Annotated in this window: 4 protein-coding genes; all 4 read right to left on the bottom strand. The window is 45.6% G+C overall.

Annotation, left to right across the window (positions count from 1 at the left end):
- The coding region (locus tag OEM52_13460) for a chemotaxis protein CheA (protein MDK9701143.1) at positions 1–1767 on the bottom strand (1767 nt) is incomplete at its 3' end.
- A gap of 48 nt (positions 1768–1815) precedes the next feature.
- Positions 1816–2949, bottom strand: coding sequence for an OprO/OprP family phosphate-selective porin (locus OEM52_13455; GenBank protein MDK9701142.1), 1134 nt, complete (start codon positions 2947–2949; stop codon positions 1816–1818).
- Positions 2950–3095: 146 nt separating this feature from the next.
- Complete coding sequence (locus OEM52_13450; GenBank protein ID MDK9701141.1) at positions 3096–5024, bottom strand: methyl-accepting chemotaxis protein; 1929 nt, start codon at positions 5022–5024, stop codon at positions 3096–3098.
- Positions 5025–5114: 90 nt separating this feature from the next.
- Complete coding sequence (locus OEM52_13445) at positions 5115–5552, bottom strand: substrate-binding domain-containing protein (GenBank protein MDK9701140.1); 438 nt, start codon at positions 5550–5552, stop codon at positions 5115–5117.
- Between the last annotated feature and the right edge of the window lie 157 nt (positions 5553–5709).

Raw genomic sequence — 5709 nt, 5'->3', positions numbered from 1 at the left:
CGCTTGTAGCAACATCCCGTCGATAATCGCCAGAGTTAACGGGAGACGAAGCGTTATCGTGGTGCCTTTTCCATCGGTAGAATGAACTTCAACTGCGCCGCGCAATGCCTGAATGTTCCGCAGAACAACATCCATTCCGACACCGCGCCCTGATATTCCTGTTACTTGTTTTGCGGTAGAGAATCCGGGAACAAAGATTAGTTGATCGATTTCATGGTCGCTTAGAACAGCATCTGAGGCAATTATACCTCGTTCACGTGCTTTCGCCAGAATTACGGGTCGGTTTAATCCTTTACCGTCGTCCGACATTTCAATGAAGATACTTCCGCCACGATGGTATGCCCGTAATCGAATGGTACCGATTTCAGGCTTTCCATTCTCGACCCGTTCTTCCGGTGATTCAATCCCATGGTCAATGGCATTACGAACCATATGAACAAGCGGATCGCCAATTTTATCGACAACTGATTTATCGAGTTCGGTGTCTTCTCCCTCGATGACGAACTCAATTTTCTTGTTGGCTTTTTTACTCAAATCACGGATTAATCGAGCCATCTTTTGAAAGACTGGTCGTACTGGCATCATCCGCATCGAGAGACTCAGGCTTTGTAATTCGCGGGTGATTTTATGCAGGTGAGCTGCATCACGGCTGAAGCGTTTATCTTCCGCAAGAAACGCAGCAATATCCTGTTGAACCATCGATTCCGCAATAACCATTTCGCCAATCATGTCGATTAAGCTATCCAGCCGATTGGCATCAACTTTTATTGGTTCTTTGGCTCCACCACTGCTTTTCGTTGCAGTTGACTCTTGCTCGGACGGTATGTTGGGGGTCTCCGCAACACTGGTTTGACCGGTTGCAGGACGCTTTATCGCTGACTGAGAACTACTTTCACTGATTGTGATTTTTTCTTCACTGGTATCGCGTAACAATTGCACTAGCGCCGACAACTGTGGATCGGGAGGCGGCATTTTACTTTGTTGGATACTGTCTTGCAATCGATTCAGCATCCGTTTCAAACCGTCTAATGCTTTGAGAGAAGCATCCAATACCTGTGCTGTAGCGGAAATTGTTCGCTTTCTTACACGATCCAGTAAATTCTCGGCTTCGTGGGATAGTTGTTGAATATCATCGACTGCTAATAAACCAGCAACCCCCTTAATCGTATGAAATGCCCGAAAAATCGTATTGACTGCATCGGCGTGATTAGGGTCGCGTTCTAATACCAACAACTGCTCTTCCGCAGCAGTTAAATGCTCATTCGCCTCTGTGATAAAATCTTGGTATAGTGAGAGATCATCCAAGACGATGTTAGCTTGGACAGTCGGTGTGGAGACTGGTTGAACCGTTTCTGGAGCATTACCCTCCACGAGTGGCTCTTCCGCAAGCTTTACTACAGAGTTTCCCGCTTCCACTTGTTCAATGTCAGGTATTATAGTTGCAGGCAATTCTAATGAGGCAAACTCAGGAAGAGGAGTCCCCAATTGCATGGTCGAAGTCAGTTGGTTAAGACGCTGTAAGAACACATCTGATGGAAGTCGAGCTTGGTGATCCATATCGGCAAAAATGAATTGTTCTAACTGATGTTTCGCCGCTTTTGCCGCTGCGATTACCGTAGAATCACCTTCTTCTGCCGCTAACAATATCATTTCGTTAAACGTCAGGATGTTTACTACCGACCCTAAATCGGAAGGGTCAAGCAACACAATTTCTTCTGCAAACGCTTCGATAGCTTGTTTCAATTCGGGTTTACTGCCTTGAAACACCAGCGCCTCCCGTTCATCGATTCTGTTCGTTTGAACTTTGTCCAACCTCTAAAACTTGAGAGCAAATCCAAGTGCTAACTGATTAATATTTGGGTTCTTGGTTCCACCATCGGTCGTGTTCTGAGTTCCTTCTACTTTAACAATCACACCTTCAGCAATCCGGTAACCGCAGGCAATAGATAAACGTTGATAACCGTTCACCACGACTGGTGAACCCGCTAACTTCTCGACACCATTATCATCCAATTCTACTTCGCTGAATCGGGTTGCGAGATACGCTGCTTTTGTTATCCTGTACAACCCTTCCACGTAGTAATAGCTTGCTTTTCGATCTGATACTGATTGACACGCGTCGTTAAGATTTCCATAAGCACATGTGATAGCATACGGTGGGATTTCCGGGTTAGCAGCTACGATACTTTTGCCCGATTGATCGTAATTCCAAAGTAGTTCGACTTGCCAAATCGAGCGTTGCCAACTGGACGCTCCAGTCGGCGCTTTCTGCAGATTTGCAAACTTCAAATCGCATTCCACCGACGCAGTATCGCGAACCAGATTTCCCGTTTGATAACCACTCATGGCGAAAGTGAGTTGCTTGGTGGGGAATGCCGAGACTTTACCGGTTACAGCCAATCCATTAGAAGAACCGGTGACATCCTTCGATGCGTTGGTGACCGCTAATGAGTAGCTAAGAGGCAGTTGCGACATTCTTCCCAAGAACATCACACCTTCATCGACTCCTGTGATATTCGATGCAGAGTTCGTGATAGTTATCGCATCAATTGGACTATCGGTATAGGGTTCCCAACCGAAATCGGTTTTTATCCGGCCAATACGAAAAGTGTGACCGGGGAGCCAGCCAAGATAGTCTTTCAAGTCGAGATAACAGTAGTCAAGTCCACCAGCCGCTGTTTTGGAAAAGGACATCCGATTCACCAATATCACATTCTTGGCAGGTTGGATTACAAAGCGCAGTTTTGCATCGGGAATGTCAAACGTTCGATTGGGATAGCTGCCATCCGGTTCTGATGCAAACAGCCCTAAAAAGATGCGCCCATCGATTGAGAACTTTGTATTCGCTACTCCCGAAGTTACCGATAGCGGAATATTTGTTTCGCTAAATGCTATCGAAGTCAACCATAATACGAGAACTAAAGAAAACTTTCGCGCTGTTGTTAACATAGGGTAGTCCAGATACTTTAAAGAATATCCTTCAATTATGGAGATTCAACGATGTAATGAGTTCAACGTAACACAAAGAGTTAAAACCCACTCGATGCATCACGCTGAAATATACTCACTAAACCGTAAAATTACTCACTAAATCCTTAAAATTCTGAAAGATCACTGTCACTCAAGGGAATAACATCTTCCGGTTTTACCATTTTTCCGGAGGTTGGGGCATTGAGTACCCGTGAGCGACGTTCATCCGAACGACTTGTGTTTCCCTGTTCAAGAGCTGCTTTGCGTCGTTTGGTTCGACTGCTATCCGACAAAGTGAATTCGCTTACCATAGTATTCAGCTCAATCGCTTGTGAATTCATCGTTTCTGCAGCACTCGCCGATTCTTCACTGTTCGCGGCATTTTGTTGAGTGACGGCATTCAATTGGCCCACTGCAAGGTTAACTTGGTCGATACCGGCCGCCTGTTCGTTTGATGCGGTTGAGATCGCATCGGAGATACTGTTAACCTGTTCGATATCCATCAGAATTTCATGGAAATGTTTTGCAACTACTTGCACAATCTGAACACCGCTGTCTGCTTTCACCTGTGATTCTTCCAACAACTCGGCTGTGTTTTTCGCTGCGGCAGCACTACGCTGGGCAAGATTGCGTACTTCTTCGGCGACTACGGCAAATCCTTTACCAGCTTCGCCAGCACGGGCTGCTTCGACTGCAGCATTCAGCGCCAACAGATTCGTTTGGAAAGCAATTTCATCGATGGTCTTAATAATTTTTGCTGTTTGATCGGCGGATTTCTTGATCTGGTTAATCTCCTCCTGCATCCGGATCATCGCTTCATTGCCACTCTTCGCATTCGTTAACGTTCCCTTGGTAAGCTTGCTCGCCTCGTTACTGCTTGCTGCATTCTGTCGTGTCATTGCCGACATCTCTTCCAACGTAGCTGAAATCTCTTCCAGGGAAGATGCTTGTTCGGAGGCTCCCTGAGCCAGTGCTTGGCTGTTCCGGCTGATTTCGTTGGCTGCCGATAGGATTCGATCGGAAACCTGGGAAACCATCAACATACTTCCATCAAGATTATTCACGGCGATGTTCAATGAATTCTTTATTCGAGCATGATCGCCACGATACTCCCCTGTAACCCGAGAAGTTAAATCATGGTTTGCAATCTCTTCCAATACCGTTGATGCTTCCACTAAGGGATTTATGATGCTGTCAATCGCCGAGTTGAAGCTCTCGATTAGTTTGCGGTAATCCCCTTCAATACCGCTTAGAGATGCTCGTTGCTCGAGTCTCCCCTCGTTAAGCAAAGTCGATGCCCGGTTGATTTCAGAGACTACATCACGGGTTTCCTGTAAAGCGGCGATTGCATCTCTTTCTTTCTGTTGTAACGTATCGCTCATTACCAGAAGTGATTCACCCAAAATCTTGATTTCATCGTTACCCGTGTCACTGGTTGTGGTTGAGTAGTCGCCTGATTTAATAGCTTCGGATACCCGGACGAGATTCCCAACACGATTGCCAAAGTATTTACCCATCCCGAACGCTAAGAATACACCGACGATTAGCATCACTAAACCAATCAGCGACACAACGACGCGCATCTTCGTAATCTCTTCTCTGACCGATTTTGTACTAACGCCGAGCAGAATCGATCCCAGTTCTTGTTTTTGATAACGTATCTTTTTTATGATTTGTAGGGTGTCACCAGAAATCGACATCTCGGTTTTTGTTAACCATTTTTTAAGGTCAAAATTAATCTCCTTGGGATGCTGTGTGTAAACTTCGTTCACTTGGTCCAATACGACGATGTAAATCAGGTTGCTATCGGATTTTGCCCAGTCGAATACATTTTTGATCACCATCAATTGGTCGGTTCCCAACCCGATACCGGTTCCTAACGCAACCATTTCACCAACCGTGTTCATTTTGGAGTTGAATTGGGATTTCAGATTTGAACTCAGTATCGCGGGATAGTAGAGTAATGAAAAAACCGATACAATCAAAGCATATACTGTCATCAAAATGACAAGTTTTCCTTTGATCGAAGCCGAAAATCGGGTGTTTCCGTTCATGGCAATCTCCTAAACAAGTTTCAAACAGATTGGGGCGGGCAATCCGATAGCCCGCCCGAAACCTATTCCGAATTTTGAGGATAACTCACGTTACCACTCTTTCTTTCCATCGATAGCGACAAATTTTACACCTGCTTCGACACTGCTCGCACTGACATATCCGATGCCGCCCTTGTTCGCTTTTACGAACTCGATTACTTCCTCATCATTTGCTTTCAAGAGTAACGGCTCCGCTTCCCCAGACAGCATTTTACTCATCCATTCCTTCTTAAACTCGGATTCCGACATCTTCACGATATTCGCGAGAAATGCTTTGCCGGCGGAATTAACCTTTTTTTGGTCGACCGGTATTGCTTTTTCCCCGTTCGACCATTTGGTGGTTTTACCCAAGTAAAAATTTGAGACTTCGGTGCGGGACATCGAAGTAACGTTGTTTGCAGTATTTACAATGAGAACCGTCTGCCCGAAAGCAACAACAGTTAAGGCGGTACTTAGTAACACCGCAACGATAAGAGAATATTTTTTCATCGGGGTCCTCACGCTTGGTTATTCAAAGAAAAACGACAAATCGATCCGCACTTCTTCGTAGTGGACATTCTTACTGCCGGCAGAGCTATTCGCGGGATCAGTCCACTTATACTGGTGGCTGCTGGCATCGATTTTCAAAGCAACCTGGGGATTAGGA

The organism is bacterium (genome assembly GCA_030247525.1).
Taxonomy (GTDB): domain Bacteria; phylum Electryoneota; class JAOADG01; order JAOADG01; family JAOADG01; genus JAOTSC01.
Note: the sequence above shows the minus strand (reverse complement) of the source record. Positions and strands in the feature narration are given on the sequence as shown.